25 protein-coding genes and 1 tRNA gene are annotated in these 26,696 nt (G+C 60.4%); 17 read left to right on the top strand and 9 right to left on the bottom strand.

Annotated features, from left to right (window positions below):
• Nucleotides 1-85 precede the first annotated feature (85 nt).
• Nucleotides 86-649 (bottom strand): elongation factor P-like protein YeiP, encoded by a 564-nt coding sequence (gene yeiP / locus HDE80_RS04080; RefSeq protein ID WP_184668166.1) that lies wholly within the window; start codon nt 647-649, stop codon nt 86-88.
• A 121-nt stretch (nt 650-770) separates the two neighbouring features.
• Nucleotides 771-1,538, bottom strand: coding sequence for an SDR family NAD(P)-dependent oxidoreductase (locus tag HDE80_RS04075; protein ID WP_184668164.1), 768 nt, complete (start codon nt 1,536-1,538; stop codon nt 771-773).
• 244 nt (nt 1,539-1,782) lie between these two features.
• Between HDE80_RS04075 and HDE80_RS04070 the strand changes: the two genes are divergently transcribed.
• Entirely contained in the window at nt 1,783-2,118 is a 336-nt protein-coding gene (locus HDE80_RS04070; RefSeq protein ID WP_184668162.1) for an RcnB family protein, read from the top strand.
• 40 nt (nt 2,119-2,158) lie between these two features.
• Nucleotides 2,159-2,497, top strand: coding sequence for an RcnB family protein (locus HDE80_RS04065; RefSeq protein ID WP_255483574.1), 339 nt, complete (start codon nt 2,159-2,161; stop codon nt 2,495-2,497).
• A gap of 101 nt (nt 2,498-2,598) precedes the next feature.
• On the opposite strand, the gene HDE80_RS04060 is transcribed toward HDE80_RS04065, so the two are convergent.
• The 6 genes from HDE80_RS04060 to HDE80_RS04035 all read right to left on the bottom strand — a co-directional run bounded on the left by HDE80_RS04060 (nt 2,599) and on the right by HDE80_RS04035 (nt 8,394).
• The gene (locus HDE80_RS04060; RefSeq protein WP_184668828.1) at nt 2,599-3,162 is read right to left on the bottom strand and encodes a GNAT family N-acetyltransferase; all 564 of its coding nucleotides are present in this window, start codon (nt 3,160-3,162) and stop codon (nt 2,599-2,601) included.
• Nucleotides 3,163-3,175: 13 nt separating this feature from the next.
• Nucleotides 3,176-3,778, bottom strand: coding sequence for a DUF1801 domain-containing protein (locus HDE80_RS04055; protein WP_184668159.1), 603 nt, complete (start codon nt 3,776-3,778; stop codon nt 3,176-3,178).
• A 14-nt stretch (nt 3,779-3,792) separates the two neighbouring features.
• A complete protein-coding gene (locus HDE80_RS04050; RefSeq protein ID WP_184668157.1) occupies nt 3,793-4,281 on the bottom strand; it encodes a GNAT family N-acetyltransferase in 489 nt (162 codons plus the stop codon).
• A gap of 30 nt (nt 4,282-4,311) precedes the next feature.
• Entirely contained in the window at nt 4,312-5,211 is a 900-nt protein-coding gene (locus HDE80_RS04045; RefSeq protein ID WP_184668155.1) for a hydroxymethylglutaryl-CoA lyase, read from the bottom strand.
• A 53-nt stretch (nt 5,212-5,264) separates the two neighbouring features.
• Nucleotides 5,265-7,253, bottom strand: a complete 1,989-nt coding sequence (locus HDE80_RS04040) for a biotin carboxylase N-terminal domain-containing protein (protein ID WP_184668153.1) — start codon at nt 7,251-7,253, stop codon at nt 5,265-5,267.
• Nucleotides 7,254-7,599: 346 nt separating this feature from the next.
• Entirely contained in the window at nt 7,600-8,394 is a 795-nt protein-coding gene (locus tag HDE80_RS04035) for an enoyl-CoA hydratase/isomerase family protein (protein WP_184668151.1), read from the bottom strand.
• 130 nt (nt 8,395-8,524) lie between these two features.
• Between HDE80_RS04035 and HDE80_RS04030 the strand changes: the two genes are divergently transcribed.
• Genes HDE80_RS04030 through HDE80_RS04020 form a run of 3 tightly spaced genes read left to right on the top strand, consistent with a single transcriptional unit; the run spans nt 8,525 to nt 10,898 of the window.
• On the top strand, nt 8,525-8,767 hold the full coding sequence (locus HDE80_RS04030) for a FeoA family protein (RefSeq protein ID WP_184668149.1): 243 nt from the start codon (nt 8,525-8,527) through the stop codon (nt 8,765-8,767).
• Nucleotides 8,764-10,605 carry a ferrous iron transporter B gene (locus tag HDE80_RS04025; RefSeq protein WP_184668147.1) on the top strand — a complete coding sequence of 614 codons (1,842 nt, stop codon included), beginning with the start codon at nt 8,764-8,766 and terminating at the stop codon, nt 10,603-10,605. Before HDE80_RS04030 ends, HDE80_RS04025 begins: the two co-directional genes overlap by 4 nt.
• Complete coding sequence (locus tag HDE80_RS04020) at nt 10,602-10,898, top strand: DUF6587 family protein (protein WP_184668145.1); 297 nt, start codon at nt 10,602-10,604, stop codon at nt 10,896-10,898. Before HDE80_RS04025 ends, HDE80_RS04020 begins: the two co-directional genes overlap by 4 nt.
• Nucleotides 10,899-11,017: 119 nt before the next feature.
• On the opposite strand, the gene rpsT is transcribed toward HDE80_RS04020, so the two are convergent.
• Nucleotides 11,018-11,281, bottom strand: a complete 264-nt coding sequence (gene rpsT / locus HDE80_RS04015; RefSeq protein ID WP_072760571.1) for a 30S ribosomal protein S20 — start codon at nt 11,279-11,281, stop codon at nt 11,018-11,020.
• A 255-nt stretch (nt 11,282-11,536) separates the two neighbouring features.
• On the opposite strand from rpsT, the gene murJ reads away from it, so the two are divergent.
• The 12 genes from murJ to HDE80_RS03955 all read left to right on the top strand — a co-directional run bounded on the left by murJ (nt 11,537) and on the right by HDE80_RS03955 (nt 26,684).
• Nucleotides 11,537-13,144 carry a murein biosynthesis integral membrane protein MurJ gene (gene murJ / locus HDE80_RS04010; protein ID WP_184668143.1) on the top strand — a complete coding sequence of 536 codons (1,608 nt, stop codon included), beginning with the start codon at nt 11,537-11,539 and terminating at the stop codon, nt 13,142-13,144.
• Nucleotides 13,145-13,206: 62 nt separating this feature from the next.
• Nucleotides 13,207-14,160 (top strand): bifunctional riboflavin kinase/FAD synthetase, encoded by a 954-nt coding sequence (locus tag HDE80_RS04005; protein WP_184668141.1) that lies wholly within the window; start codon nt 13,207-13,209, stop codon nt 14,158-14,160.
• Nucleotides 14,161-14,270: 110 nt separating this feature from the next.
• Complete coding sequence (gene ileS / locus HDE80_RS04000) at nt 14,271-17,126, top strand: isoleucine--tRNA ligase (RefSeq protein ID WP_184668139.1); 2,856 nt, start codon at nt 14,271-14,273, stop codon at nt 17,124-17,126.
• Between the two features lie 64 nt (nt 17,127-17,190).
• Entirely contained in the window at nt 17,191-17,691 is a 501-nt protein-coding gene (lspA, locus tag HDE80_RS03995; RefSeq protein WP_184668137.1) for a signal peptidase II, read from the top strand.
• Nucleotides 17,692-17,807: 116 nt separating this feature from the next.
• The gene (gene ispH, locus HDE80_RS03990) at nt 17,808-18,770 is read left to right on the top strand and encodes a 4-hydroxy-3-methylbut-2-enyl diphosphate reductase (RefSeq protein ID WP_184668135.1); all 963 of its coding nucleotides are present in this window, start codon (nt 17,808-17,810) and stop codon (nt 18,768-18,770) included.
• A gap of 148 nt (nt 18,771-18,918) precedes the next feature.
• A tRNA-Thr gene (locus tag HDE80_RS03985) sits at nt 18,919-18,994 on the top strand.
• A gap of 272 nt (nt 18,995-19,266) precedes the next feature.
• Nucleotides 19,267-19,797 (top strand): type IV pilus modification protein PilV, encoded by a 531-nt coding sequence (pilV, locus tag HDE80_RS03980; protein WP_184668133.1) that lies wholly within the window; start codon nt 19,267-19,269, stop codon nt 19,795-19,797.
• The gene (locus HDE80_RS03975; protein WP_184668826.1) at nt 19,797-21,125 is read left to right on the top strand and encodes a PilW family protein; all 1,329 of its coding nucleotides are present in this window, start codon (nt 19,797-19,799) and stop codon (nt 21,123-21,125) included. Before pilV ends, HDE80_RS03975 begins: the two co-directional genes overlap by 1 nt.
• A gap of 125 nt (nt 21,126-21,250) precedes the next feature.
• The gene (locus HDE80_RS03970) at nt 21,251-21,880 is read left to right on the top strand and encodes a PilX N-terminal domain-containing pilus assembly protein (protein WP_184668131.1); all 630 of its coding nucleotides are present in this window, start codon (nt 21,251-21,253) and stop codon (nt 21,878-21,880) included.
• 76 nt (nt 21,881-21,956) lie between these two features.
• Nucleotides 21,957-25,634, top strand: coding sequence for a PilC/PilY family type IV pilus protein (locus HDE80_RS03965; protein ID WP_184668129.1), 3,678 nt, complete (start codon nt 21,957-21,959; stop codon nt 25,632-25,634).
• A gap of 22 nt (nt 25,635-25,656) precedes the next feature.
• Complete coding sequence (locus HDE80_RS03960; RefSeq protein WP_184668127.1) at nt 25,657-26,082, top strand: type IV pilin protein; 426 nt, start codon at nt 25,657-25,659, stop codon at nt 26,080-26,082.
• A 5-nt stretch (nt 26,083-26,087) separates the two neighbouring features.
• Nucleotides 26,088-26,684, top strand: coding sequence for a GspH/FimT family pseudopilin (locus HDE80_RS03955; protein ID WP_184668125.1), 597 nt, complete (start codon nt 26,088-26,090; stop codon nt 26,682-26,684).
• Nucleotides 26,685-26,696 lie beyond the last annotated feature (12 nt).

Raw genomic sequence — 26,696 nt, 5'->3', positions numbered from 1 at the left:
ATCGGATGGTGCGCTTCGGATTGCACTGATATGAGGATGGCGCCTTGCAGAGCGCGACACCATCGTCATCGATCGAATGCAGTGATCAGGCGCGACCGGCGAACTCACCGGTGAGCGTGCTGACCCAGATTTTTTCATCATTGCTGATGTACTCGGGTACCTGCACTTCGATGCCGGTGTTGAGCCTGGCCGGCTTGTTGCGCTTGGTGGCGCTGGAGCCCTTCATTTCTGGCGCGGTATCGACGACGGTCAGGATCACGCTGGACGGCACCTGCAGGCCGACGGGTGCTTCGTCGATCACCTGCACGTAGTAGCCCTCGATGCCTTCGACGATATAGCCGGCGTTGTCGCCAACCAGTTCGGGCGACAACAGATATTGGGTGTAATCCTCGGCGTCCATGAAGACGAATGCGCCGTCATCCATGTACGAGAAATTTGCAGCGCGACGCACCAGATCCATTTCGCGCAGCTCGTCATCGGCGCGCAGGCTGAGGTCGAACTTGCGACCGCCGGGAATCGAATACAGCGTGAAACGAAACGTGACGTTGCCACCACGCGCACTTGGTGAGCTGCGTTCGATATCGCGCACCTGATAGACGGTGCCGTCGTTTTCGACCACATTACCTTTCTTGACGTCGGAAGCTTTCATGGGGAGTAACTCAGGGCTAGGGGTTAGGGATGAGTAACGAGGGGACGCCAGTTGGCGTTGTGTTGTAGGGACGTTTCGGGACGATGGCCGAATGGGTGTTGCCTTGCTCCTCGTCTCTGCTTTATTTAGGCTGCAACCGTACCGCGCCATCGAGTCGGATGGTTTCGCCGTTGAGGTAGCGGTTGCCGAGAATAAAGCCGACGGTCGCGGCGAACTCTTCTGGCTTGCCCAGTCGCGATGGAAACGGAATCGAGGCGGATAGCGATTCCTGTACCTGCGGCGACATGCCGTCGACCATTGGTGTCCAGAAAATGCCCGGTGCAATCGTGTTCACGCGAATGCCGAAGCGAGCGAGTTCGCGTGCCATCGGCAGGGTCATGCCGACCACGCCGCCTTTGGACGCGGAGTAGGCGGCCTGACCGATCTGGCCTTCGTAGGCGGCTACGCTCGCGGTGTTGACGATCACGCCACGCTCACTGTCTTCACCGACTTCGTTGTTTTGCATGAGGGCGGCACCGGCCTTGGCGACGTTGAAACTGCCGACCAGGTTGACCATGACGGTGGTGGAAAAATTCGACAGTGGCATGGCGCCTTCCTTGCCAAGCACGCGGCCTGCACCAAGGATGCCGGCACAGTTGATCACGGCGTTCAGCCCGCCCATCGATTCGCGTGCGGCTGCCACATTGATCGCCACGCCATCTTCGGAGGTGACGTCGGTGCGGAAAAATCGTGCAGCACCACCCAATGCCTTTATCGCGGTTTGTCCCTTGTCATTGTCGATGTCAAAAAGCGCAACCTGACCGCCATTTGCAACGAGGTGTTGGGCTACCGCGTAGCCCAGGCCGGACGCGCCGCCGGTGATGATTGCCTTGACCTGATCGAGTTGCATGCGAGCTTCCCTGATGAATCAAACGGGCATGGTAGCCGACTGGCGTGACGGGGCGAAGCCGTTGGCGGGCAAATGTGAGGCCGTCTTCACTGAAATATTCACGTGCTATTGAATGTTGAACCGCGATGGTCAGCTCACAGGCTCACCGAATTTCTTCTGCTTTATGAATTTGGTGCTGCAGCGCAACGAATCAGCGATTGCCACAATTCACGTTCCATCGCCGTCACATCAGTAGGAGTGCGTCATGCAAAAGCAATTGGGTACATGGCTAGTCATCGGTGCCTTGATGATGTCCTGCGCTGCCAGCGTAACGGCTCAACCCCAGGATCATCATGATCAGGACCATCAAGCTCAGAACCACCAGAACATGTACGACCGTGGCCGCAGTGAGGGCTGGTACAAAAAAGGTGGGCATGTCCCCGCTGAGTACAACGGCGGCTCGTACGCCGTAGACGATTGGCGTGGACAACACCTTCGCCAGCCACCGCGTGGCTACCACTATGTGCGCAGCGACAACGGTGATTTTCTGCTGGTAGCCGTTACGACAGGTGTGATTGCGAGCATCATCGCCAGTCATTGATGCAGTGTTTTCGCTACTGTCATCCACTTAGGAGCGATCCATGAAGAAATCCTCTATGAAGAAATCCCTGGGAACGCTGGTTATTTGTGGCGCCATGATGATGGCCAGCGGATCGCTGCTGGCGCAGTCCTACGATCATGACCACGATAACCATCCGCATCACGAAATGTACGACCGAGGTCATCAGGAAGGCTGGTACCGCCAGGGTGGCCGCGTACCCGACGACTATCGCCATGGCAACTATATCGTCAGCGACTGGCATCGCGAACACCTGCGGCCACCACCGCGTGGCTACCACTATGTGCGCAGCGACAATGGTGATTTTCTGCTGGTAGCTGTTACGACGGGTGTCATTGCGAGCATCATCGCCAGTCATTGACGCGGTCAGCTCTATCTCAGCTCTATTATCCTAGGGTCATCAAAGAAACCCCGCCTTGTTGGCGGGGTTTCTTGTCTGGCAGTACCGACTGCACGCGCGCATCAATAAAGCAGTGCGCGACCTTCCGTCGATGCTAGCAGCTGCGGAAATGGGATGACTGGGCTGGGTGGTGTTTGCGCCACTTGCAGCTCCTTCTGCCACATGCCGACGTCCCACCATTGTCCGAGTTTGTATCCGCATTGGCGCCACACGCCTGTCGCAGTAAAACCCATCGCCTCATGCATCGCCACGCTGGCCGTGCCGGGCAGGGTGATGGCACCGATAGCCTGGTTGATACCTTGCAGGCGCATTACGTCCAATAGCGTGGTGTACAGCCGGCGTGCGATGCCCCGGCGTTGCGCCTGGTGATGCACATAGATCGATGTTTCGGCGATCCAGTCATACGCCGCGCGATCGCGAAAACGTCCGGCATAGGCATACGCCAGCACCTCGCCATCTTCGTCCCAGACCAGCCAGGGATAGTGTTGCAATCGTGTGCTGATGCGTTCGCGCATCGTCGCCACACTGGGCAGCGCCGTCTCGAATGTGGTTGCGCTGTCAGTGACGGATGGCGCGTAGATGGTGTGGATCGCGGCCGCATCGTCATTGTGGGCAGGGCGGATCATGCAATACAGGCCTTCAGCATTTTTCATATTTCCAGTTGCGTGATTTCCCCTCGGCCAACCATGCCAGCGCGGTGGCAACACGCTTCATGCGAGTGATATCGGTTTTTGCTTCGTCAATCCAGTCGGTGTACTCGCGCTGCATGCTCGGGCTGAAGGCCTCGTAGTGGGTGCGCGCGGTGATGTTTTTCTTTTTCGCGAATTCCGTAGCCAGTACGTCCGGTAATAGCGGCGGTGGTTTCGGTGCCGCCTTTGGCCTTTTCAGTTTTACGTCGGCCTCGTTCAGCGCCATCGCCTTGCGGATGAAATCGACAAACTGCTTTTTCTTGGGCAAGTCGGCCACGGACATGAGCTTGCCGAACTGGCCCATCCCTTCTTCCGCGGTTTCACCGACGACCTGCCTGGACAGCCAGAAGCCGAATCCGCAGTGCTGCTTGAAAGCCGCCATCATGCACAGTGGCGATTTTTTGTAACTGAAGAAGGGCATACCCCACTTGATGCCTTCTTCGACCTCGGGACAGGTGGCATGTATCACAATGCGAAGATGCTCAAGAATGGGCTGAGCGAATGGCGCCGCTTTGGCGATGTAGGCGTCGATGCGCGGATCGTTATTGGCCATCCCCGTATTTCCCGTCAAAGTTCGAGAATAAAGAACCTGTCGCAACTGAAGTGACCGGTACCGCCCATCGGCGAGGATAACGGCCTGAAACCGCTGCGCAGGTAGAGCGCCTGCGCACCATCCATACCGGTGAGCGTTTCCAGATAGCAGCGGCGAAAGCCGCGCGCCCGGGCGGCGTCCAGGCACCGCTGCATCATGGCCGCACCTGCGCCGATGCCGCGGGCCTCAGGCAGAAAATACATCTTGCGCAGCTCGCACACATCAGGCTCACCGTTTTCCAGCGGTGCCACGCCGCCACCGCCCAGCACTTCACCGTTGCGTTCGATCACAAAATAGGCGCTGTGCGGTTGCGTGTAGGCCTCGTACAGGCGATCTACTTCGGCGTCGTGGATCGCAAAGCCCGGCCCGTCTGCACCGAACTCTGGCATGACCTTTCGGATGATGCTGGCCATCGCCGTGTTGTCGCTGGCGCTGATAGGGCGGATCAAAAACGGTGTGGACATGGAGACGATCTTTTGGGGTGAATGGTGACTTCAGCTGGCCGTGCGTGCGCGGGTGACGCGGCTCGCGGTTTCCTTGCCGAGCTGACCGGCGAGCCATGCACCGGTGGCGATCAGCTGATCAAGGTCGACGCCGGTGGTCATGCCCATGCCGTGCAACATGTAGATGACATCCTCGCTGGCCACGTTGCCGGTAGCGCCCTTCGCATACGGGCAGCCGCCGGTGCCGGACACGGCGCTGTCGACTACGCGTACGCCTTCTTCCAGGCAGGCCAGGATGTTGGCCAGTGCCTGGCCGTAGGTGTCATGAAAATGCACGGCAAGGGCTTCCATCGGTACCTCCTGCGCCACCGCACGCAGCATCGCCCGTGCCTTGGCCGGTGTGCCCACGCCGATGGTGTCGCCCAGCGAAATTTCGCGGCAGCCCAATTGATATAAACGAACGGCCACACGTACCACTTCGCTCACCGGCACGTCGCCCTCGTAAGGGCAACCGAGGACGGTGGAGATGTAGCCGCGCACGGTCACGTCATCGGCCTGTGCATGCTCGATCACAGGTACGAAGCGCGCCATCGATTCGTCGATCGAGGCATTGGTGTTCTTGCGGCTGAAGGTTTCTGAGGCGGCAGTGAAGATCGCCACCTCACGCACGTTGACCTCGCGGGCGCGCAGGTAACCCTGCTCGTTGGGCACCAGCACTGGATAGCTCACGCCTTCGACCTTGCGGATGGCGCTGAAGACCTCTGTCGCATCGGCCAGTTGTGGCACCCACTTCGGGCTGACGAAGCTGGTCGCCTCGATCGTCTTCAGGCCGGTGGCGGAGAGCCGGTCGATCAGCTCGATCTTCACCGCTGCGGGCAACAGCGCTTTTTCGTTCTGCAAGCCATCGCGCGGACCGACTTCGACGATGTGGATGTGGTTGGAGGAATTCATGCGTGGTCCGGGCAGGTCGTGATGGCGTGTGCGATTCAGGCTGAGCAGTCGGGTCAGTCGGCGAAGCGCACCAGTACGGCATCGGCCTCGACGAACTCACCCTGGGTGGCGTTGATGCTTTCGATGATACCGGCGCGCGGGGCTTTCAAGGCGAGTTCCATCTTCATGGCCTCCATCACCAGCAGCTCGTCGCCTTGCTCGACGCTGTCGCCGGGTTTGGCTTTCACCAGCACGATGCGGCCAGGCATCGGCGCGATGACCTGATTGCCGCCGGCGGCATCTTTCGCTGCCCAGGCGAAGGCGATGGCCCGTGTAAAGCTGTAGCGCTGGCCGCTAGCGTCGTGCAGCAGCACATGGTCCTTGTCGGAGCGCAGCGGCACTCGCTGTGATTCTCCGTTGAAGCGGGCGCTGAGGCTGTCGCCGCGCAGGCGCGCACCGCGCACTTCGCAACTGGCATCGCCATGGCGCAGGAGGTAGTTGCCATCGTGGCCATGCGCTTCAATGTCGTAGCGCTGGTCGCGCAAGGTCAGCGCGATGACGCGCTTGCCGGCATGGCCGATGCGCCACGCATCGGCGCGTGCCCAGGGTGAATGCGGGTCGGCTGGTGAGGCAGTGACATCGGCTTCATCTTGTAGCAACGCGGCCGTAGCGGCGGCAAACAGTACCGTATCCGTTGGCGCGATATCGCCAACCAGAAATTCTTCCAGATGTCGATCCAGATAGCCGGTGTCGATCCTGCCTTCGACCACTACCGGGTGACGAGCCAGTCGTTCAAGAAAACCGATATTCGATTTCGGGCCGATGATTTCGCAAGCGGCCAGCGCTTCGCGCAAGCGCTGCAGTGCCTGCGTGCGATCACTGTCGAATACGATCAGCTTGGCGATCATCGGGTCGTAGAAAATCGTGACCGTATCGCCTTCGATCACGCCGCCGTCGAGTCGCACGTGGGTTGACGGGGAGGGCAGGCGAAGCATCTGCAGTTTGCCGGAGCCGGGCAGGAAATTCTGGTCAGGATCTTCCGCATACAGCCGTACTTCGATCGCGTGACCGTGGGCGTGAATCTGTTCCTGCCGCAGCGGCAGCGGCTGGCCGGCGGCCACGCGCAGCTGCCATTCGACCAGGTCCAGCCCCAGCGTCATCTCGGTGACGGGATGCTCGACCTGCAGCCGGGTATTCATTTCCATGAAAAAGAATTCGCCGCTCGCCGCGACGATGAATTCGATGGTGCCGGCGCCGACATAGTCGACCGCCTTGGCCGCGGCAACCGCGGCTTCGCCCATCGCGGCGCGACGGGTAGCGTCGAGGAAGGGTGAGGGCGTCTCTTCCAGCACTTTCTGATAGCGCCGTTGCGCCGAACATTCGCGCTCGTTGAGATGTACGACGTTGCCGTGGGTGTCGCCGAACACCTGGAATTCGATATGCCGCGGATGCTCGACGTAGCGTTCAAGGATCACGCGTGTGTCGCCGAATGCGCTGGCCGCTTCGCGCTGCGCTGAGGCTAGCGCGTCGGCAAATTCCTTTTCGCTGCGCACGATGCGCATGCCCTTGCCACCGCCGCCGGAAGCGGCTTTGATCATGAGCGGGAAACCGGTGGCGCGTGCCTGCTCGGCGAGATAGGCGTTCTCCTGGTTGTCGCCGTGATAGCCGGGTACCAGCGGTACGGCGTGGTTTTCCATCAGCGCCTTGGCAGCGGCCTTGGAGCCCATCGCGTCGATGCTTTCCGGTTTCGGGCCGATGAACACGATGCCTGCCTCACTGCAGGCGCGGGCGAAACCGGTGTTCTCGGAGAGAAAACCGTAGCCGGGATGGATCGCCTGCGCGCCGGATTTTTTCGCTACCTCGAGAATCGTATCGCCGCGCAAATAGGAGTCGGCCGGGCGCGGTCCGCCGATCGGCCACGCCTCGTCGGCCAGGCGCACGTGCTGCGCATCGGCATCCGCGTCGGAATACACCGCGATGGTATGGATGCCGAGGCGCCGGCAGGTGCGGATCACGCGGCAGGCGATCTCACCGCGATTGGCAATCAGTACGCGCTCGAACATGCGGAATCCTTTGGATTATGCGGAGTCTTGCAAAGCCGCTTAAGTTATCAGATGAACAGGCTGCGGCCGATGCGCGACGCAGCATCGGGAGCTATTTACCCTCCCAGTAGTCGACCGTCGAGTCGTATCGACCAACGATGCGAAACGATCGCTGCGTTTCATCCTGCGCAGGTTCGATGACTTGATACTTGTCGGAATCCGGGTACTCGCAGATATCCGCCTCGCCATTGCTGGATGTTATAGCCAGGCGACGCCAATGCATCCCGCTGGAAGGTGCGGCTGCGTGCAAGATCAGAAACCGGAATACCTAAGATGGTCGAACATGGATTGCCTGCGTTCGTGAAAATCAAGGGGAAGGGGACCAGCGTGGTCCGCGCTTGTCGAGAAATGCGCCAAGGCCATGCTGACCTTCTTCGGATATGCGCAGGCGCGCTATCAGCTCGGCGTTGGCGGTATCGATGCGCTCGGCCTGTGCCGGATCGATACCACCGACGCGCAGTGCGAGTGCCTTCGCCTCGCGCTGCGCATGCGGGCCGGCCTTGGCCAGCAGGTACAGCTGGCGTTCGACTATCTCATCCAGCTCCGCCGAGGGTACGGCAGCGTGCAGCAATCCAATGCGCGCGGCAGTGGTAGCGTCGAATACTTCGCCGGTGATGAACAGCCGCCGCGCCTCGCGCAGGCCGATCGCCGCGATGACATAAGGTGAGATCACTGCGGGCACCAAGCCCAGCTTTACTTCCGACAACGCTAACTTGGCGGTGTCGACGCCGACCGCAATATCGCAGCAGGCGACCAGCCCGACGCCGCCGCCGTAGGCCGCGCCATTGACCCGAGCGACCGTGGGCTTTGACAGGAACTGCAGCGTACGCATCAGACGCGCCAGGCGCAGCGAGTCGTTGCGGTTCTCCTGTTCGCTGGCGCTGGCCATGCCACGCATCCAGTTCAGATCGGCACCGGCCGAGAAGCAGCTGCCGTTGCCAGTAAGCACGACGGTGCGCACGGCGGGGTCGACGTCAGCCTGTTCGAGCAAACCGGTGAGCGTGGCGATCAAGGTGTCGTCGAACGCGTTGTGCACCTGCGGGCGATTCAAGGTCAGCCACGCAGTGGTGCCGCGACGTTCGTGCAAGACAGAATCGGTCATCGGAGAATCAGTCATCAGTGTCCCCGCAAAGACCGTCATCATAAACGCTGGCCATCGCGGCGTTGCCGGCATGCTGCAGCAAAGCGCACAAAGGATTACAATGCGAACAATTCTTATTTGAGAAGTGCCCGTGCGTCTGTCCGATCTGCCCAAAGGTACGCTCGCTGTGATCGATCGCGTTGACGATGCTCACGCGGCGGACCCGATTGCGCAACGTTTGCGCGATCTGGGCTTCGTGGATGGTGAGCCCGTGCGGGTGGTGGCGATCGGGCCGCTCGGCGCCGACCCATTGTTGATCCAGATCGGCTCGACCCGCTTCGCCCTGCGTCGCACCGAAGCCGCTCGTGTGACCGTGCGTCAGGAAGCAGCATGAGCGCCGCAGCCTTGCGCATCGCCTTGGTCGGCAACCCCAACTGCGGCAAGACGGCGCTGTTCAACCAGCTGACGGGTGGCCGGCAGAAAGTGGCCAACTATGCCGGCGTTACCATCGAGCGCAAGGAAGGTCGGTTCACGGCGCCGTCGGGTCGGGTATTGCAAATACTCGATCTGCCGGGCACGTACAGCTTCGACGCCAACAGCCCCGATGAGCAGATCACCCGCGACGTGCTGGAAGGCAATTATCCTGGCGAAGCAGCGCCCGATCTGATCGTCTGCGTAGCCGATGCCACCAACTTGCGCCTGCATTTGCGCTTCGTGCTGGAGGTGAAACGTCTCGGCCGTCCGGTGGTGCTCGCTCTGAACATGATGGATGCGGCGCGTCGGCGCGACATCGTTATTGACGTGCCGGAGTTGCAGCGCCGGCTGGGTATTCCGGTGGTGGAAACGATCGCGGTGAAGCGCGGTGGCGCCGCCGCGTTGGTCGAGCGCGTTGATGGCGAAATGCCGGTTGCCGCATCGGCGACGGTTGGCGATGCATCCAGCCCTGCCAATCTGCATATTCAGGTGCGCGACATGCTTGCCGCAACGGTATCCATGCCACGCCAGACGGCAGCGACAGATGACGCGCTCGATCGCTGGGCACTGCATCCAGTGTTTGGCCTGTTGATACTCGGTATCGTGATGTTTCTGGTGTTTCAAGCCGTCTATGCAGCCGGCAAGCCGATGACCGATTTGATTGGGGATGGTTTCGGTTGGCTGGGTGACCATGCTGCCGCCAGCCTTCCGGTCGGACCGATCAAGAGCCTGGTCGTCGACGGCTTGTTCGGTGGTATTGGTACAGTGATCGGTTTTCTGCCGGAAATCCTGGTGCTGTTCTTCTTCATCCTGCTGCTGGAAGAGTCCGGCTATCTGCCACGCGCGGCCTTTCTGCTCGATCGCATGATGATGTCGGTGGGACTGACCGGACGCTCGTTCATTCCGCTGCTGTCGAGTTTCGCCTGCGCCATCCCCGGCATCATGGGTACGCGTAGCATCCAGGATCCGCGCGATCGCCTGGCCACGATTCTGGTCGCGCCACTGATGACGTGCTCTGCGCGGCTGCCGGTGTACGCGCTGTTGATTGGCGCGTTCATTCCCATGCATCACGTGTTCGGCATCTTCAACCTGCAGGGGCTGGTGCTGTTTGCCCTGTACGCGGCCGGTATTCTCGGCGCGATGGCGGTGGGCTGGGTGATCAAGCGCATCCATCGCGACAAGAGCGAGCATGCGCTGCTGATGGAGCTGCCGTCCTACCGCATGCCGAAGCCGCGCGATATCGCCATCGGCCTGTGGGAGCGCTGTTCGATCTTCCTGAAGCGGCTGACCGGCGTGATCCTGGCGCTGACCATCATCATGTGGGCCATCTCCACCTTCCCGTCGCCACCGACGGGTGCGACCGGCCCAGCCATCGATTACAGCATCGCCGGCTATATGGGTCATTACCTGCAATACATTTTTGCGCCGCTGGGGTTCAACTGGCAGATCAGTCTGTCGCTCATTCCAGCCTTTGCGGCGCGTGAGACGGCAGTAGCTGCGCTGGCGACGGTATATGCAGTGGGTGGCGATTCCAACACGGTTGGACTGGCGCATGCGCTGGCGGCCAATTTTTCCGTGGCCAGCGCGTTGTCGCTGATGGTGTGGTTTGCCTTTGCGCCGCAGTGCATGTCGACGCTGGCGGTGATCCGCCGTGAAACCAATTCCTGGCGTAACGTGGTGATTTCTTTCAGCTACATGTTCGTCGTGGCTTACATAGCGTCGTTGCTGACTTATCAGATCGCGAGGCTTTTCGCATGAGCCTATTGCTGCAGCACGTGGTGATCGGGCTGGTCGTGCTGATCAGCGTGCTTGCAGTATTTCGCAAGCTGGCGCCGCAGGTCAGCAACCGTTGGCTGGCGGCGGCGTCGATCAGTTTTAGTCGGTCCGAGCGGGCCGGTTGGCTGCGTGCGCTGGGGCAGCGGCTACAGCCGAAACAGGCCACCGGCGATTGCAGCGATGGTTGCAGCACATGCGGCGCTTGCGGCACGAAACCGCCAGCCGCCGCCAAAACAGAAGCGATGCCGCTGGAATTTCGGCCACGCGCTAAGTAGGCACGTGCTGATGTGGCTGGAAGGTATCAACGAAAAAGCCGGCTTTCGCCGGCGTTCGATGCTTATATAGGAAAAGCCGGCTCTCGCCGGCTTTTCAGCAACACGAGTCACGAAGTGGCTTACGCCAATTCGCGGATCTTCGCGTTGAGGCGGCTCTTGTGGCGAGCGGCTTTGTTCTTGTGGATCAAACCGCGGGCGGCGTAACGATCCATCACTGGCTGGGCGACGGTGAAGGCGGCGATAGCGCCTGCCTTGTCCTTGGCCTCGATGGCCTTGACGACCTTCTTCAGGGCGGTGCGGACCATGGAACGTGCGCTGATGTTGCGCAGACGGCGCTGCTCGGACTGGCGCGCGCGCTTCTTAGCGGACTTGATGTTGGCCAAGGTAGAACTCCGGAATCGGTGTAGAGGTGTGGAAAAAGACGCCAATTATGCGGTTGATTTGCCGGTGCGTCAATCATTTAGCGGTGTGATTGTCAGCCGGCGACCGACCCGTTTACGTCGCAACGTTCCCTGACGCCCGTATTTTGCCACATTCGGGCTGTCATAAGGCCTGCAGCGGCTGTCAGACTATGCGCCTTGTGCCCCGCCGAAGCCGGGCATCCAACCCTCCAGACAGCACAAGGTTCCGGCAGACGCATGAAGTCTCCCAACATGTTACGAGGGCTGCTTTCGTTCAGCAGCATGACCATGATTTCGCGTGTGTTCGGGCTGTTGCGGGACGTATCGATGAGCCATGTGTTCGGTGCCAATGCCGCCACCGACGCATTTGTCATTGCATTCCGCATCCCCAATTTCATGCGGCGGCTGTTCGCCGAGGGATCGTTCTCTACCGCGTTCGTACCGGTGTTTACCGAGGTCAAGGAAACCGGCACGCATGCAGATCTGAAACAACTGATGGCGCGCGTATCCGGCACACTGGGCGGCGTTGTGCTGGTCATTACGGCACTGGGACTGATCTTTGCACCGCAGGTCGCCGGGACGTTTGCGCCAGGCTCGCTTGATCAGCCACACAAGTTTGACCTCACCACCGATCTGGTGCGGCTCACGTTTCCCTTCATCTTCTTTGTCTCGTTGACCGCGCTGGCCGCGGGCGCGCTGAACAGCTTTCACCGGTTTGCGATGCCGGCACTGGCGCCAGTCATTCTGAACGTGTGCATGATCGTTGGCGCGGTGTGGCTGGCGCCGCGACTGCATACGCCGATCATGGCGATGGGCTGGGCGGTGCTGGTGGCGGGTGTTCTTCAGCTGCTGTTTCTGTTGCCGGAGGTTCGCAAGCTGGACCTGCTGAGCCTGCCACGCTGGGGCTGGCGCGACCCTGGCGTGCGCCGGATCATGCGGCTGATGGTGCCGACGCTGTTCGGCTCGTCGGTGGCCCAACTCAACCTGTTGCTGGATACAGCGGTCATCTCGCTGCTGATGGTCGGTTCACAGACCTGGTTATGGCAGTCGACTCGCTTCCTGGAGTTGCCGCTGGGCGTGTTCGGTGCGGCGCTGGGCACGGTGATTTTGCCGGCGCTGTCGCGTCATCACGTAGGCACGGACACCGCCGGCTTTTCGAAGGCGCTGGATTGGGGTTTGCGTCTTACGCTGTTGATCGCCGTGCCGGCCACCTTTGCGCTGGTGCTGTTGGCTGGGCCGCTGGTGGCTACGCTGTTCGAGAATGGTCACTACACCGCTTTCGATGCGCATATGTCGACACTGTCGATCATTGCTCTCAGTTGCGGTTTGCCGGCGTTCGCACTGGTCAAGGTGGTGCTGCCGGCGTTTTACGCGAGGCAGGATACCCGTACGCCGGTGCGCGCCGGTGTGGCTGCGTTGGTTGCCAACATGGTGTTCAACGGGATTTTCATTGTGCTTTTGTACCAGCTCTGGGCCACTCCGGAACTCAAGCAGGGGAGTTTTCTGGACGGCATCGCCAAGGTTGCTGGCCTGCATGTGGCCTTGGCGATCGCCAGCACGCTGTCGAGCTATCTCAATTTCGTCCTGCTATGGCGCTGGCTGAAACGGGCGGGTGTCTATCAACGCCAACCGGGCTGGTCGAAGCAGTGGTTGCGGCTGGCAGTGTCGTGCGCTGCGATGGTGGTGGCGCTGTTACTAGGCCGCCTGCTGTGGCCGGACTGGACGCACGTGTCGATATTCACCCGTGTGTGGCATCTGTGCGTGCTGGTACTGGTCGGTGCGCTGGCTTATGTGGCAGCTCTATTTGCCAGCGGCTTCCGCATGCGTGAATTGCGTGGCGTATAGCGGCACCCGGCGGGTTGCCTGAAACCGTCGAGACGCGGCCGTGCAGCCGTTATACTCAGGCGATGATGAAACTTTCCAGGAATGTGGCGGGGCCTTGTCTGGCGCCGAACGGCAGCGTGATCGCGATAGGTGCCTTCGATGGCATCCACCGCGGACATCAGGCGCTGCTGTTGCAGGTGCGTGAGCGGGCAAAAGCGCTTGGCTGCCAGCCGATCGTGGTGAGCTTCGAACCGTTGCCGCGCGCGTATTTTTCCAGTGAACCACTGGCACGTTTGTCGAGCGTGCGCGAAAAACTCCGTGGCTTTGCCGCCGCAGGCATGTCCGATACGTTGTTGCTGCGATTCAACGCGGCGCTGGCGGCGATGTCGGCTGAAGATTTCGTGCGGCGTGTGATTGTGGGTCGTCTGGACGCACGTGAGGTCTGGGTCGGCAATGATTTTCGCTTTGGCCACAAGCGCGAAGGCGATGTGGTGCTGCTGACGAAACTTGGCGAGCAATGGGGTTTTTCCGCCTGCATGATGCCGGCGGTCCAACTCGATGGTGCGAGGGTCTCGGCCAGCCGCGTGCGCATGCTGCTCGCGGCGGGTGAATTTGCCGGTGCTGAACCGCTGCTCGGTCGGCCGTTCGTGATCGACGGCAAGGTGGAATACGGCAACCAGCTGGGACGAACGTTGGGCTATCCCACAGCGAATATCCATCTGCAGCAACGCGTGAGTCCCGTGCACGGCATCTTTGCGGTACGCGTCGGGCTGAACGAGGGCGAGTGCAGCTGGCCAGGCGTGGCCAGCCTGGGCGTCCGACCGACAGTCAATCAGGTCAGCGAGCCGCTGCTGGAGGTCCATCTGTTCGACTTCGATGGCGATCTTTACGGACAGCGCATGTCGGTGGAATTTGTCGGCAAGCTGCGCGACGAGCAGAAATTCGACGGGCTCGATCCGCTGAAGGCACAGATGGATCGCGATGCCCGCATGGCGCGTGAGCTGCTGGGCATGAACCCGCGGCTGGTCGAAGCTTGACCACCGGGGGCGGATCGATAGTTCCTGGTGAGCGTCTCGACCGATCAACTTTTTGAATTCCATGTCTGCCCTTGTGCAGACAACCATGTTTCAGCGATGGCAACCACGTAATGACCCACGACTACAAAAGCACCATCAACCTGCCGCAGACCGATTTCCCGATGCGCGGCGACCTGCCCAAGCGTGAGCCGGGCTGGCTGGCCGAGTGGGAAAAGGTCGATCGCTATGCGCAGATTCAAAAGGTGACTGCCGGTCGCCCGATGTTCGTGCTGCACGATGGTCCGCCGTATGCCAACGGTGTGATCCATCTCGGCCATGCGATCAACAAGATCCTCAAGGACATCGTGGTCAAGTCCAAGCTTCTGGCCGGCTTTCATGCGCCGTATGTGCCGGGCTGGGATTGCCACGGCATGCCGATCGAAATCCAGATCGAGAAGCAGTTCGGCAAGGGCTTGCCGCCGGCCGAAGTGCAGGCCAAGGCGCGTGCTTACGCCACCGTGCAGATCGACAAGCAGAAGGCCGACTTCAAGCGGCTAGGCGTGCTCGGCGAATGGGACCGCCCGTACCTTACGATGGATCACGGCAACGAGGCTGGTGAAATCCGCGCGCTGGCGCAGATGCTGCGCAAGGGCTACATCTATCGTGGCCTGAAACCGGTGAACTGGTGCTTTGATTGCGGCTCGGCGCTGGCCGAGGCCGAGGTGGAGTACGAGGACAAGACCGACATCGCCATCGACGTGGGCTTCGCGTTTGACGATCCGGCCGCTGTGGCCAAGGTATTCGGGCTCGATGCCTTGCCGAAGCCGACCGGTCAGATCGTGATCTGGACCACCACGCCATGGACCATTCCGTCCAATCAGGCGCTGAACCTGCATCCGGAGTTCAGCTACAGCCTGGTCGATACGTCGCGTGGTTTGCTGATCCTCGCCACCGAGCGCGTGGAAGAGTGCCTGAAGACTTACGGTTTGGACGGCCAAATCATTGCATCGGTACCGGGTCTGGCGTTGGGTGAGCTGCGGTTCCGTCATCCGTTGTATGCGGTCGATCCGGGCTACGCGCGCACCGCACCGGTCTACTTCGCCGATTACGTGACGCTGGATACCGGTACCGGCGTGGTGCATTCGGCGCCGGCGTATGGCGTGGAAGATTTTATTTCCTGCAAGGCGCACGGCATGGCGGATGACGACATCATCAGCCCGGTGATGGGCAATGGTGTCTACGCTTCGTCGCTGCCGCTGTTCGGCGGCCAGTTCCTGTGGAAGGCCAATCCGCACATTGTCGAGGTGCTGGAACAGGCCGGTTCGCTGCTGCATCACCACAAGTACACGCATAGTTATATGCACTGCTGGCGGCACAAGACACCGATCATCTATCGCGCCACCTCGCAGTGGTTTGCCGGTATGGATATCGTGCCGAACGATGGTGGCAAGACCCTGCGTGAAACCGCGCTGGCCGGCATCGAGCAGACCCAGTTCTTTCCGGCATGGGGCAAGCAGCGCCTGCAAAAGATGATCGCCGAACGCCCGGACTGGACGCTCTCGCGCCAGCGTCAATGGGGCGTGCCGATGGCGTTTTTCCTGCACAAGGAAACCGGTGCTCTGCATCCGCGTAGCGCCGAGCTGCTGGATCAGGTCGCCGATCGGGTTGCGGAGGGAGGCATCGAGGTATGGCAGAGCCTCGACCCGCGCGAGCTGCTGGGCGACGAGGCCGAGCACTACGAAAAAAATCGCGACACGCTGGACGTGTGGTTCGATTCGGGCACCACGCACTGGCACGTACTGCGCGGTTCGCATGCCGACGTGCTGCGCTTTCCGGCTGATCTCTATCTGGAAGGCTCGGACCAGCATCGCGGCTGGTTCCACTCATCCCTGCTTACCGCGTCGATGCTCGACGGCCAGCCGCCGTACAAGCAGCTGCTGACGCACGGTTTCAGCGTGGATGCGAACGGCCGCAAGATGTCCAAGTCGCTGGGCAACGGCATCGAGCCGCAGGACATCATGAATCGCATGGGTGCGGATATTCTGCGTCTGTGGGTATCGTCCACCGATTACCGCAACGAGATGTCGTTGTCGGAGGAGATCCTCAAGCGCGTCGCCGATACGTATCGCCGCATTCGCAACACGGCACGTTTCCTACTCGGTAATCTCGACGGCTTTGATCAGGAAAAGCATCTGCTGCCGGTGGCAGACAGCCTGCTGTTGGACCAGTGGGCGGTGCAGCAAGCCTATGATGTACAGCAGGGCGTCGTGGCGGCGTATGAGCGCTACGACTTCCCCGAGATCGTGCAACGCGTGCAGAATTTCTGCACCAACGAACTCGGTGCGCTGTATCTGGACATCACCAAGGATCGGCTCTACACGATGCCGACCGACAGCCATGGCCGGCGCAGCGCACAGAGCGCGATGTACCGCATCGCCGAGGCGCTGGTGCGCTGGCTGGCGCCGGTGCTCAGCTTCACGGCCGAGGAGATCTGGCAGCAACTCCCGGGCAAGCATAGCGAGAGCGTGCTGTTCGAAACCTGGTACGACGGTCTGGTTGCTACGCAGAATTCACCGGAACAACGTCGCTACTGGGCCGATCTATTGGCCATCCGCGACAGCGCTTCACGCGTGCTTGAAGGCATGCGCAAGGCGGAGCAGATCGGTGCGGCACTAGAGGCGAAGCTGACCATCTATGCCGATGACGCCATGCTCTCGCGCCTCACCGAAGCCGCGGACGAATTGCGCTTCTTCTTCATTACATCGGAGCTGACGCTGTTGTCGCTTGAGTCGCGTTCGGCCGATGCGGTGAAAGTCGAACTGGAGGGCGCCGAGGTCTGGATTTCGGCGGTAGTCAGTGACGCGGAGAAATGCGTGCGTTGCTGGCATCGTCGCGATGATGTCGGCAGCCACGCCGAGCATCCGGAACTGTGCAGCCGCTGTATCAGCAATATCCAGGGGCCGGGCGAGGACCGTCGTTGGTTCTGATGAACCTGTTTTCTTCCTCTGAGTACTTTCATATGTTCTGTTTACGCCAAACGAGATCAATTCCTTGAGCAACAAACCCAATGCACTCGTCTGGTTGTTGCTGTCTGTTGCCGTCATCGTGCTCGATCAGCTCAGCAAGCTGTGGGCCGTGCGGGCGCTGCAGCCGATAGGTTTGCCGCATCCGGTGATTCCCGGCTTTCTCAATTGGACGCTGGCCTTCAATACTGGCGCAGCCTTCAGTTTTCTAGCCGACGGGGCAGGCTGGCAGCGCTGGTTCTTTGTACTGCTGGCACTGATTATCAGCGTCGTGCTGGTGGTGTGGCTGGCCCGCACATCGCGCCGTGACTGGCGTACAGCGATGCCGCTGGGTCTGATCGTTGGTGGCGCGCTCGGCAATCTCATTGACCGTCTGCACGCAGCGCAGGTCACCGATTTTATCCAGGTGTATTTCCACCAATGGAGCTACCCGGTGTTCAACGTCGCCGACTGCGGTATTACGGTCGGTGCGGTGATGCTGGTGGCGTTCGGGCTGTTTGCCGGAAAGTCAGCGGGTGGCGTGCGATAATTCGTGCAGCAAGTATTCCGGCGCGAGTCGGAGTGCTGTTTCAAATGCTTATCAAACTACCGAGCGCGGCCTTCACCAAAGTAACGGTTTGAGCTGAGTTCCCGTCGAGGTCTGTTTTGGACATCCTGCTCGCCAATCCCCGCGGATTCTGTGCCGGCGTCGACCGCGCCATCGCCATCGTCGAACGCGCGCTGGAGTCGTGGGGCGCGCCGATCTACGTGCGTCATGAAGTGGTGCACAACCGTTATGTGGTCGAAAAGCTGCGCAATGACGGTGCTGTGTTCGTCGAGGAACTGCATGAGGTGCCGGACGGCGCTACCGTGATCTTCAGCGCCCACGGCGTGTCGCAGGCGGTGCGCGAAGAGGCTGATCGGCGCCATCTGAAAGTGTTCGATGCCACCTGTCCGCTGGTGACCAAGGTGCATATGGAAGTGGCGCGACTGGGTCGAATCGGCCGCAGCGTGGTGCTGGTTGGCCATGCCGGCCACCCTGAAGTGGAGGGTACGATGGGTCAGTGGAACCCTGAGAACGTCGGGGAAATTTTGCTGGTCGAATCGATCGATAGCGTTGCCGCGCTGACACCCACTTTTCCGCATCAGCTGTCTTACGTTACCCAGACCACGCTGTCGGTGGACGACACCAAAGCCATCATTGCCGGGTTGCGTGAAAAATTTCCGGACATCGAGGGGCCGCGCAAGGACGATATCTGCTACGCCACGCAGAATCGCCAGGACGCCGTGCGCCGCCTCGCCGATTCGGTCGACCTGATGCTGGTTGTCGGCTCGGTCAACAGCTCCAATTCCAACCGCCTGCGTGAACTGGCGGAAAAGCAGGGTGTACGTTCGTTCCTGATCGATGGTGCCGAAAATATCGATCGCAGCTGGCTCGATGGGGTCAAACGCATCGGCCTCACCGCCGGCGCCTCGGCGCCGGAGAAGCTCGTACGTGACGTGATCGGCCGCTTGCAATCGTGGGGTGCCGGCGAAGTACGCGAGCTCGATGGCGAGCCGGAAAACATCACCTTCGCCTTGCCTAAGGAACTGCGCGTGGTCGGCGGCAGCTCAACAGCGAGCATTTGATTCAAGCCGGCTTCGATGATGTGTGGATTCGACGTCCGGGTATGTTTCTCTGGCGTCAATCAGGATAGTAAGAGTCGCTCAGACAAAAGTTGTGCGGCTGCCTCAGCTTGCGCCATCTTGCCCCACACCGTAGAATTTGCGGCTGTTCGCCGGAATAGCTCAGTTGGTAGAGCGGCGCATTCGTAATGCGTAGGTCGTAGGTTCGATTCCTATTTCCGGCACCAGAAAAACAAAGGCCCGCGTAAGCGGGCTTTTTGTTTTTCAATATCCTCTGCTCGACCGGCAGCTACGTTGCGAACGCGCCGTGTCCAGGCGTCGATACCTGCTTCCGCGGACGCGAATCCGGTCGACCCTCCGCTCACGCGCGTGACTCGGACCACCTTCCAGCCAGCCTTGCTCACCGCTCGTCGGAGAAATGCTACCGTCGGTCGCGTAAAATCTTGACGTAATAAATTGCGAAAACTAAGGTGCATGAGTGACGTCAGGGAGAGTCTTCATGCAAGTTTTGTCGCGTCAGCGAGGAGTCTCGTTGATCGAAGTGCTGATGGCGGTGCTGATCTTCAGTGTTGGCCTGATCGGTCTCGCGGGCCTGATGGTAATGGCTGCGCGTTCCAACCATGCGGCCTACCAGCGTACCCAGGTGACGTTTCTGGCCAACAACATGGCCGATCGCATGCGTGCCAACCCGGTGGGTATCTGGAGTGGCAGTTATGACAGTACGGCGTATCCGATCACGGGCACGACCGATTGCGAAACCACAGCATGCAATCCGGCCAATGTGGCCAAGCGCGACCAACAGACCTGGAGCGGTTTGCTGACCACGCTGCTGCCGAAGGCAACAGCCAGCATCAAGTGCGCCAGCAAGGACTCGCTTAGCTACAGCGGCCTCAGTACGGATCAACTCAACCGGCGCCCACCCTATGGGGGCAACTGTGCGATGACAATCAGTTGGGGCGAGCGAGGTGCCGGCGACAAGACACATAGCGACACTGCCATGCAAACCTTCGCCTGGGAGTTTCAGCCGTGATGGGCCACTTCTCTGCGCACAAACAGCACGGCATCACCCTGATCGAACTGATGGTGGCGATGGTGCTGGGACTGCTGGTGGCAGCCGGCATCGTCACCGTGTTCGCCTCTACTTCCAACAGCAACAAGGCGCAAACCCAGTTGGCGCTCTTGCAGGAAGAGGGACGTTTTGCCATCACCCGACTCAGCAACGACCTGCGCATGGCCAATGGCCAGTACTGCAGCAATACCGGCGGGGTCGCCAGCAATACAGGTAGCAACAATCTGTATATGGACGGCCTGCGTTCACCCAAGGTCTATGCCAAGGATCTGCTGGGTGCGCTGAGCGACGTCACCACGAATTGGAATGTCGCGCCGTATCCCGCAACGCCTGTTGCGCCGTATTACTTACCCGCGTTCCTGTCCATGCGCGGCTATGACTGCAGCAAGACTTCCCCATGTACGCCGGACGTGCCTGCAACGTTTTTAAAAACCATGGGAACAAGTGTCGGCGCACGTGTTGTCGGTGCCAGCGTACTTACGCTGCGCTACATGAGTCCCTCACGTGGCTGGACGCTGGATGGGATCAACAGCACGGTCAGTGCTGATAGCAACGGCAAGCTGAAGAGCGTCACGCTGAAACCGGCGACTGGTGAGCCGGCCTTGTCAGAGTTCCAAGCGGGCCACCTCGCCATGCTTGCTGATTGCTCCAATGCGCAGATCTTTGCGGTCGACGCCCCGTCGTCGGGCGTGTTGAATGTGCGTGCTGCGGATAATTTTTCTGAAAGCTCTCCGATCAATCAGCAGCTGCAGTCGGCACCAAGGTTGTTCGATCTGAATACCGACCTGCTCACTGTGACGTATTTTCTGCAGGTCATCGATGACGGCAATGGACGCAAAGTCGGAGCGTTGATGCGTCGTGTCAACGGTACCAGTGAAGAGGTCGTGCGCGGAGTGGAACGACTGGATTTTCTCTACGGCGTGGAGGACAGCAACGGCAGTACGCGTTATCTCAGTGCGTCCGGCGTGGATACCCGTGTCAACGGCGCTATCAACTGTCCTGCATCGGTACCGAGTGTCGACAGCAGTGCACCGGCCAGCAATCCCGCGGGTTGTCTGTGGCGCGCAGTCAAGAGCATCGAGGTACACATCTTGATGGATGGGCAGGTACCGCTCTATACGCTCACTCCGAATGAACTGAGCTACACCTATGTGGCCGACAAGATCACCGAACCCAAGGCGCCGGACGATGCCGGCCGCGTGGTCAAGCCGGTCGAGCAGGGCTTCGCCAATCCAGTGCTGCGCCGCGAGTTCAGCGCAATGGTTTCCCTGCGTAACTACAACCCGTGATCTGCGAGGAATTCGTCGTGCCCCCATTTTTTCGCATAAGCCAACAAACCTTTTCGCCGATAAAGGCGTCTGCAGCTACCCCCAACGCTTTCCAGCATCCGGGGAGGAATGCTCGAGGAGTCAGTATGTTCCCGCGTACCCAGCAAGGCGCGGTGATGGTCGTGGCGCTGATCTTCCTGATGTTGTTGACCCTCCTGGCGATCAGTGCCTCGAGCCGTTCGCTGCTGCAGGAACGCATGGCAGGTGGTTTGCGCAATGCGCAACTGGCCGAGATCGGTGCGGAAGCTGCATTGCGCGGAGCGGAGTGGCGCCTGTGGAGTCTTCCAGCGCGAGGTATCCGCTTGAACTGCCCGAGCGATTCCCTGGCTAACTGTTACGCCTTTGATGCGATCAATCCGAGCAGTTATGTCACTGCGTTCCGTAGCGGCGCCGGCTGGCCCACGAGCGGCTCGACGGAATACAAGGGTGATGGCGGCAACTTCGACTACACCACATTGGCCTCCAGCAGCTTGGCTGCCGCCCACAAGCCGGTGGCGAAATTGGCGAAGAATCCACGCTACATCATCGAACGGCTTGGCCAGGAAACCTCGCCTGGTGTCGGCAGCCAGATCGAGGGCGGCGTCACCGCCGCTTACGGCAGCAGTTCCACACCGTCCACCGCACTGTGGATATGGCGCGTCACGGCCCGCTCCACCGGCGGCAGTGAAAACACGGTGCGGACATTGGAAAGCACCTACGCCGCTCCCGGCAACTGAGTCACGAGGCTACAAGATCATGCGCAGTGCTAACTCCATACATGGGCGTGTGACCGCCTGTCTGAGCGGTCTGGTTATGACCCTTGCGGCCGGTTTCTCGGGTGCTTCCTTGGCCGGTACGGTGGATCTGAGTACCACGCCGCCGGAGGCCAGCACCACGGTGGCGCCGAATCTGGTGCTGACCTTCGATGATTCGGGTTCGATGAACTGGCATCACTCGCCGGATCAGCGACCGTATACCGGCGCGGGCTGGAACACGGCCAGTGATACCGACCAGAGTGCTTCGGCAAATATCACCTATCGCTCGCAGGCTGGCCCATATCTTTGCGCCGGTGTGATCACGCCGGGCATCACGGATCCAACCGATCCGCGCGCATGGAGCATGAACGGTGTTTATTTCAATCCGGACAATACCTATGCCCCGCCATTGAAGGCGGATGGCACCACGGCGATGCCGGATTCGTCGTATACGAAAGCCTGGGACAACGGCATTCAGATCAATCGCCCGGTCAGTCCGGTTGCTGTACTGACCTCCGGTAGCAGCCAGAACACGCGTGATCTGAGCAGTGTCTCCTTTTGCGGAAAAATCGGTGCGGGCTACTACAAGTACAACGGCACCAAGGCCAGCCTGCCCCTGGATGCGAAAGGCCAACTCAATACGGCGGCTACAAACGCTCTTTACACAAGCGGTAGTTGGACCTGGGTGGCGCTGACTTCGGCTGCAGATCAGAAGAATTTCGCGAACTGGTATTCGTATTACCGCACTCGCACGATGGCTGCGGTGACAGCGATCTCGCGTGCCTATGCGCCATTCGACAAGAGCGTGCGCGTTGCGTGGCAGAACATCAATTCAAACAACCTGAGCAACAGCACGGCAATCTACAAGTTCGTGGATGACACCACGACCAACAATGCACGCACCAAGTTCTACAACTGGCTGTTTGCCACGACGGCCAGTGGTGGCACGCCGAATCGTTCGGCGGCGAAATTGGTGGGCACGTATTTCACCAATCGCACCGGCGCCGTGGACAGCAACCCCTACTGGGACAGGGACGCGGGCAAGGAGCTGGTCTGCCGGCAGAATTTCCATATCCAGATGACCGATGGCATGTGGAATGGCGATACCGGAATTACTTTGCCAGCGACCAGCGGCAACGACACCACGAACATTTCGCTGCCTGATGGCCGACCGTTTTCAACGGCCGACAAGGAAAGTGGGATCATCTGGAATGAAGCCAGCAACTCCGTGGTGACGATGGCGGACCTGGCGTTCTATTACTGGTCACGCGATCTGCAGGCTGGCGTCAGTGGCACCAGCCTGTTCGCCACGCAGGCCAATCGCCGCAAAGTGGCGTCGTATATCACCGATACCTCGACGAACCTGTTCGGCACGCCGCTGGTGGCGAACAGCGATCCGCGCGACAACAAGGAGATCTTCTGGAACCCGGTGAACGATCCGGCGAGCTGGCCACATCTCGTGCAGTACATGATCGGCTTCGGCGCCTCCGGCTCGCTGGCCAACAACGACACCACCTACGCCAGCTTGCGCAAGGGTGGCACGCAATGGCCCGCGCCGGTGGTTGCTACCGACGACGGCAAGAAGATCGATGACATGTGGCATGCGGCGCTGAACAGTCGCGGCCAGTTCTTTGCTGCCAGCAGCCCGAGTGACCTGATCGCCGCGTTGACCAAGATCATCAGCAGCATCGTTGCGCGCAGTACCACGGCAGTGGCCGCCAGCTTGAGTACGTCGGTGCTCGGTCCTGCGGCATTGACCTACCAGGCCGGCTATGACACCAACGATTGGACCGGCACGCTGACTGCCAATCGGGTGAATTCCGATGGCACGGTTTCCACGACGGCGATATGGAACGGTCGCGACCTGCTCGATGCCCGTGCGAAGGTCGGCGATAGCCGGGTGATACTGACCAGTACGGGAGTGGGCACCAACAAGGGTGCGGCCTTCAGTGGCACGTCTGCGGTCAACGCGATCAACGCGGTGGACTCCAATTTTGGCACGGGTACGGCAGGCGCGGATCGGCTGGCATGGCTGCGCGGTAACCAGAGCAAGGAGGGCGCTAGCTTCCGCCAGCGCAACCACATCCTGGGTGCGGTGATGAACGCACAGGTGCTGTACGTGACGCAGCCAGCCAGCGGCTATCGCAACATGTGGCCGGCTACGTCGAGCGAGGCCAAGGCAGAAGTTGCCGGTACTGGATATGCCAAGTTCCAGGCGGACCACGCCACGCGCGCACCGACGATCTATGTCGCGGCAAACGATGGCATGCTGCATGCGTTCGATGCCAGCGCCGCCAATGACACTTATCCCGGAACGGTCGACGTGGCGCCGAACCCAGGCAGGGAGCGTTGGGCATATGTGCCGCATTCGGCATACGGACGACTGACCAATTGGTCTGCGCTGACCAACTTCAGCTTCCAGCCATCGGTGGACGGTACTCCGGTAAGTCGTGATGTTTATTTTGGCAGTGGCAGCAGCCAGGGCTGGCACACCATCCTTGTGGGCGGCCTGCGTTATGGCGGCCGTGGTGTCTATGCGCTGGACATCACCGACGCGTCGGCCAGCGAGTCGTCACCCGGTGCGAAAGTGCTCTGGGAATTCAACAACACCAGTACGGGTGGCGCCAATCTCGGTTACACCTTTGGCCGTCCAAATATCGGGCGGCTGGCCAGCGGTCAATGGGTGGTATTGGTGCCAGGCGGTTATTTACCCAGCGGCAGCACGGATGCAGCGGCGAGTAACAATTTCAGCTCGCTGTTCGTACTCGATGCACAGACCGGCGCGTTGATCAGAGAGATCAAGACACCCACCACGGTCAGCGGCGTCACCGGCACCGTGGTGAGCTATGGCCTTACCACGCCGATGCTGGGTGACTATCAGGGTGACCAGATCGACGACGTGGCATTTGCCGGTGATTTGCAGGGCAATATCTGGCGTTTCGATCTGACTGGCAGCAGCACTGATTGGAACGCCGAACTTTTCTTCCGCTCGTCCAATCCCGGGGATCGCCCGGTGACGGTGATGCCACGGTTGTTCGCCGATCCGATCGGCGGCGGTCTGGTGGTGGTGTTCGGCACAGGCAAGTATCTGGCCAGTGCCGACAACGTCATCGACAGCAATACCAAACAGCAGGCGGTATACGGCATTCGCGATTCCGGCCAGTCGGGTCAGGCCGTGGTGGTGGAGGGGGCGGCCGCTACCCCGTTGGTGGCACAGACGCTGACCGAGAAAAATTCCACCCGGGGTCTGACCACCAACGCGGTGCCTGCAAAGAATCCAGGAACGGGCATAACGAACCGCGGCTGGTACTTCAATCTGTATATCAACGATGGCACCAATCAGACCGACAAGGGCGAGCGCGTGGTGGTTGATGCCACGTCGTTGTCCGATACCAACCATGCCGTCATCACGACGCTGATTCCGCAAGACAACGATCCTTGCGACCCTGCACCACGTGGTGCAGTGATGTTTGTGGATGCAGCTACGGGAGGCGCTGCATCGGGCGTGGACTTCGGCAGTATTTCAGGCTGGCCATCGGGCTTCACGCAGGCTGGTGCGCTGGTAAAGAACCCGCCGACCGGTGGCTTCCTGCCGGTCGCCACGGCCGTGGGCGGTGGTCAGATCTATCTGCCGGGGCTGACGCTTGAAGGTGGCTCACAGGCGGGGAAAACACCGAGTGCAGGCGCACCAATCTGGCGTCGACGCTCATGGCGAGTACTCAATAATGACCAATGATGTCGGCAACGGGATAAAGGTTATGGCACGTGCGCGTGGCTTTACCCTGATCGAACTGATGATTGTGGTGGGGATTATTGCGATCCTCGCCGCCATCGCGATTCCAGCGTATGGCCGCTATGCATACCGTGCCCGCCGCGCGGATGGCCAGGCACTGCTGCTGCATATCGCCAATGCGCAGGAGCGAAATTATGCGACATACAATCAATACGGCACGCTTAGTGGCACACCGGGATTGGGCTATGACGACCCGGCGATTTCGGAGAAAGGCTATTACTCCGTTGCCGTGACGTTTCCGGGCGGCATCAGTTCATCGTTCCTTGCCCGGGCTACCCCGGTCAGTTCGCAGGCAAAGGACGTCTGCGGAACGTTGTCGATCGACAACACGGGTACCAAGTTGCCAACGCCGACCGATGCCACCTACAACACCAATGGCAGCTGCTGGTGAGCATGATGATCAACAAGCCAGCTCGTCAGCATGGTTTCAGCCTGCTCGAACTGATGACCACGATTACGGTGGCGGCAATCTTGCTGGTGATCACCGTATCCAGTTTCCGTGACGTGATCCATCGTAACCAGGTCAGTTCGGCCGGCAACGAAATACTGGCCAGCTTATCGTATGCGCGCACCGAGGCGATCACCCGCGGCCAGCTGGTATCCCTATGTCCAAGTGCGGATGGCGCGAGCTGCACGGCAGGAGGTCAGGCATTCGGTCCAGGCTGGCTTGTCTACACCGATCCGGCGGGTGTCGTATCCGCCAACAAGGCTTACGACTCGACTAAGTCGATCTTGCTGCGTGCCACTACGGCGCGTACTGGCGTGTCGATCCAGTCCAGGAGCGCCGAGATCGTGACCTTCGGTCAGCAAGGCCAGCTGAAATCTGCCACGACCTCGCCCACGCTAAGTATCGTAGCCTGCTACAGCGATAGCACTTCCAGCGGGAATAGCAGCAGCACCACGGCAGTACCGGGCGTCGAGCTGGACGTGAACGGCTCCGGCAGCGTGCAAACGAAGACGTTGGCGGCTGGTGCATCTTGCACGCCAAGCTGAGCCGGTCTGCAC

Origin of the sequence: Rhodanobacter sp. A1T4, assembly GCF_014207185.1 — a bacterium.
Taxonomy (GTDB): Bacteria; Pseudomonadota; Gammaproteobacteria; order Xanthomonadales; family Rhodanobacteraceae; genus Rhodanobacter.
This window is presented reverse-complemented; position numbering and strand designations above follow the sequence as displayed.

Bases quoted from the DNA above. Each gene is read 5' to 3' on its own strand.
- HDE80_RS03965 (WP_184668129.1), top strand. From the start codon at position 21,957: ATGACCCTTGCGGCCGGTTTCTCGGGTGCTTCCTTGGCCGGTACGGTG.
- HDE80_RS04005 (WP_184668141.1), top strand. From the start codon at position 13,207: ATGATGAAACTTTCCAGGAATGTGGCGGGGCCTTGTCTGGCGCCGAAC.
- HDE80_RS03975 (WP_184668826.1), top strand. From the start codon at position 19,797: ATGGGCCACTTCTCTGCGCACAAACAGCACGGCATCACCCTGATCGAA.
- HDE80_RS03955 (WP_184668125.1), top strand. From the start codon at position 26,088: ATGATCAACAAGCCAGCTCGTCAGCATGGTTTCAGCCTGCTCGAACTG.
- HDE80_RS04020 (WP_184668145.1), top strand. From the start codon at position 10,602: ATGAGCCTATTGCTGCAGCACGTGGTGATCGGGCTGGTCGTGCTGATC.
- HDE80_RS04065 (WP_255483574.1), top strand. From the start codon at position 2,159: ATGAAGAAATCCTCTATGAAGAAATCCCTGGGAACGCTGGTTATTTGT.
- HDE80_RS04035 (WP_184668151.1), bottom strand. From the start codon at position 8,394: ATGACCGATTCTGTCTTGCACGAACGTCGCGGCACCACTGCGTGGCTG.
- HDE80_RS04050 (WP_184668157.1), bottom strand. From the start codon at position 4,281: ATGTCCACACCGTTTTTGATCCGCCCTATCAGCGCCAGCGACAACACG.
- HDE80_RS04070 (WP_184668162.1), top strand. From the start codon at position 1,783: ATGCAAAAGCAATTGGGTACATGGCTAGTCATCGGTGCCTTGATGATG.
- HDE80_RS04025 (WP_184668147.1), top strand. From the start codon at position 8,764: ATGAGCGCCGCAGCCTTGCGCATCGCCTTGGTCGGCAACCCCAACTGC.
- yeiP (WP_184668166.1), bottom strand. From the start codon at position 649: ATGAAAGCTTCCGACGTCAAGAAAGGTAATGTGGTCGAAAACGACGGC.
- HDE80_RS04040 (WP_184668153.1), bottom strand. From the start codon at position 7,253: ATGTTCGAGCGCGTACTGATTGCCAATCGCGGTGAGATCGCCTGCCGC.
- HDE80_RS04055 (WP_184668159.1), bottom strand. From the start codon at position 3,778: ATGGCCAATAACGATCCGCGCATCGACGCCTACATCGCCAAAGCGGCG.
- HDE80_RS03960 (WP_184668127.1), top strand. From the start codon at position 25,657: ATGGCACGTGCGCGTGGCTTTACCCTGATCGAACTGATGATTGTGGTG.
- pilV (WP_184668133.1), top strand. From the start codon at position 19,267: ATGCAAGTTTTGTCGCGTCAGCGAGGAGTCTCGTTGATCGAAGTGCTG.
- HDE80_RS04060 (WP_184668828.1), bottom strand. From the start codon at position 3,162: ATGATCCGCCCTGCCCACAATGACGATGCGGCCGCGATCCACACCATC.
- HDE80_RS03970 (WP_184668131.1), top strand. From the start codon at position 21,251: ATGTTCCCGCGTACCCAGCAAGGCGCGGTGATGGTCGTGGCGCTGATC.
- murJ (WP_184668143.1), top strand. From the start codon at position 11,537: ATGAAGTCTCCCAACATGTTACGAGGGCTGCTTTCGTTCAGCAGCATG.
- ileS (WP_184668139.1), top strand. From the start codon at position 14,271: ATGACCCACGACTACAAAAGCACCATCAACCTGCCGCAGACCGATTTC.
- HDE80_RS04075 (WP_184668164.1), bottom strand. From the start codon at position 1,538: ATGCAACTCGATCAGGTCAAGGCAATCATCACCGGCGGCGCGTCCGGC.
- HDE80_RS04045 (WP_184668155.1), bottom strand. From the start codon at position 5,211: ATGAATTCCTCCAACCACATCCACATCGTCGAAGTCGGTCCGCGCGAT.